This window comes from Moorena sp. SIO2C4, assembly GCF_010672485.1.
Taxonomy (GTDB): domain Bacteria; phylum Cyanobacteriota; class Cyanobacteriia; order Cyanobacteriales; family Coleofasciculaceae; genus Moorena; species Moorena producens.
Genome location: NZ_JAAHGN010001095.1, coordinates 1 through 2,444, shown reverse-complemented (window position 1 = coordinate 2,444; position 2,444 = coordinate 1). Strand labels below are relative to the sequence as shown.

Below are 2,444 nucleotides of genomic sequence, written 5' to 3'. Positions count from 1 at the left end.
GCGCAAGAGTTTGACTTCTGACTTCTGACTTCTGACTTCTGACTTCTGCTATAAAAATCTCCCTATCTCCCTATCTCCCTATCTCCCTATCTCCCTATCTCCCCCTCTCCCCACCCTCCCCACACTTCCTTACCTTACCTCTCTTGTTTCCGCTCCAGTATTTTCAGTACCTGTGCCACACAAGCAGCAATGATTTCTTGTTTCTGTCCAGAAGTCCCTTCAATCTGGGATTCTGAATTAGTATCCTTACTATCCACAATGTTGGCACGAATAATTAATTCTTTGATTTCCACTGGCATAGCTAAATCCTCACACTTTGAAATCTGGCATAGGCTAATTCCATCGTATCTATAACCACAGCATTGGCATTAGCATCTAGGTCAGATGTCGTCCATTTTACTGGATAAGCTCTCTTAAATAACCAACTAGAAACAGGAGCAGTGTTTTCATTAAGCAAAATGACTAAGACATTGCTGGGAGCAAATTTCATGGTACTCATAGCAACGTTAAACTCTACATTCAGAGGAGAGCCAATCACCATTCCTCTTTCTAAAACCAGATTATTATAGGTAACCTGATTAGGCAAACGATGTCTGAAAATATTTTCACCCCCTTCACGGATGTCCGTTGTGCTTATTTCCGCAGAAATTCCCGATACCTTTTGAAAGCGAATATCTAAGGGATTAGGCACAATTCCAGCAATGAAAAAGACGACCATAAAATTAAATCCAACCGGGGGATTTTCAGTCAAAGTAAGTTCCGGAATGGGGAAATTATCTGCCATCACTTACAGCGGTTTTCAATTCGATGAACTACAAAGTATTGGGTTTTAGGGAACAGGGAGCAGGGAGCAGGGAGCAGGGAAGAGAGAAGAGAGAAGTCTAATGATTATAATGGAGGGTTATTAACCTTGAGAGTATTAGCCATTAGTTCTAAACTTTCAATAGCCACTTCATTGCTAGTGGCATTAAATGACGGTGCATCTAATTTCTTAGGGAAAGCATTTATAACTTCCCAGGATACAACTGGTTCACCTGACTCGTCTAACAATTCAATAGTAAGATCTCGCTTTTCGACGGTATTGAGGTTAATCGTGTTAAACCAATCAAATAAATAGCTGTCTTGTCTGACAATTCCTTTCTGTAGGGTTAGGTTAATGGGAGTGTCTAATCCTGGCATGTACTTTGCCCCTTCTTTATAACTCAGGCCATCTCGATAAGTAATCGTTTCGTATTCAATGCTTAATCCCGATACCTCTGAGAAAGCATAGGAATTATCTCCAGCGATGGTGACTCGGTAATAAAATACGGGAATTGGATAAGTATTTTTGATTTGTTCTACTGTGTCTGCCATGATTTATTTATCCTTAATTACTTTAGGTTTAGTTTAAGCTATCAGCTATCAGCTTAAGCGCTACGCGCACGCTACGCGAACAGCTATCAGCTTAAGCGCTACGCGCACGCTACGCGAACAGCTAATGCGCGTAGCGCAATCGGTGCTTTTGAATAAAATAAGCTGACCACTGACTGCTGACCGCTGACCGCTGACTGCTGACCACTGACCACTGACTGCTGACCACTGACCACTGAATGCTGACCGCTGACCACTGAATGCTTACAATTTTGAATTTTGAATTTTGAATTTTGAATTCCCCCTATGCTTCCTGTAATTTATGGGAGAATTTCAGGATAATGAACTCAGCCGGACGAACTGCTGCCAGACCAATTTCCACAATCATCCGTCCTTCTAAAATGTCCTGTGCTCTCATGCTTTTACCCAGTCCGATATTAACAAAGAAAGCTTGTTCAGGAGTGCTACCAGCCAGGGCACCTTGTCGCCATAATCCCTCTAGATAATTTTCAATTAGGGACTTCACTTTCAGCCAGGTGATGGTGTTGTTAGACTCAAAGACCACAAATGCAGTGGCTTTCTGAATCGATTCTTCAATCAGATTGAACAGTCTGCGCACAGGGATATAGCGCCATTCATTGTCATTACCCGCTAAAGTCCTTGCTCCCCAAATTAAAGTTCCTTTTCCGGTAAAACTGCGAATAGCATTGATGGATTTACCAGCGGTGGGATCAACGTTGAGATTTTCCTGTTCCTCGTTGGTAATTTTTTCCGTAGGCGCAAGTACCGATGCCAAGCTGACATTAGCAGGTGCTTTCCAAACTCCTCTGTCCCGATCTACCCTGGCATATACCCCTGCTACGGCTGCACTTGGGGGTAATACGACTCGCTGTTTAGCTAGTTCAGTCTTAATTTTGTTGTAGAGATCGGTGTTGTTGGTTTTGATGCCAGTCAGCTTTGGCTCAGTGCTTCCTCCTGTATTAGTGTCTCCTCCTGTATTAGTGCTTCATCATGTATCGGTGGTTCCTCCACCTCCTTGAATACTTACAGAATCATCGGTGTAATAGTAGTTGAGTGATGTTTGGAGATAAGGA

General features: G+C 42.7%; 5 protein-coding genes. All 5 read right to left on the bottom strand.

Translation table 11 applies throughout. The annotated features are described in order from the left end of the window. Positions 1-134: 134 nt before the first annotated feature. The gene (locus F6K20_RS34155; RefSeq protein ID WP_287297745.1) at positions 135-299 is read right to left on the bottom strand and encodes a DUF5908 family protein; all 165 of its coding nucleotides are present in this window, start codon (positions 297-299) and stop codon (positions 135-137) included. 2 nt (positions 300-301) lie between these two features. Continuing rightward, a complete protein-coding gene (locus tag F6K20_RS34150; RefSeq protein ID WP_287297744.1) occupies positions 302-784 on the bottom strand; it encodes a phage tail protein in 483 nt (160 codons plus the stop codon). Between the two features lie 104 nt (positions 785-888). Next, positions 889-1,353 (bottom strand): phage tail protein, encoded by a 465-nt coding sequence (locus F6K20_RS34145; protein WP_287297742.1) that lies wholly within the window; start codon positions 1,351-1,353, stop codon positions 889-891. Between the two features lie 98 nt (positions 1,354-1,451). Beyond that, positions 1,452-1,607, bottom strand: coding sequence for a hypothetical protein (locus F6K20_RS34140; protein WP_287297740.1), 156 nt, complete (start codon positions 1,605-1,607; stop codon positions 1,452-1,454). Between the two features lie 47 nt (positions 1,608-1,654). Further along, a complete protein-coding gene (locus tag F6K20_RS34135; protein WP_353736879.1) occupies positions 1,655-2,263 on the bottom strand; it encodes a phage tail sheath family protein in 609 nt (202 codons plus the stop codon). Between the last annotated feature and the right edge of the window lie 181 nt (positions 2,264-2,444).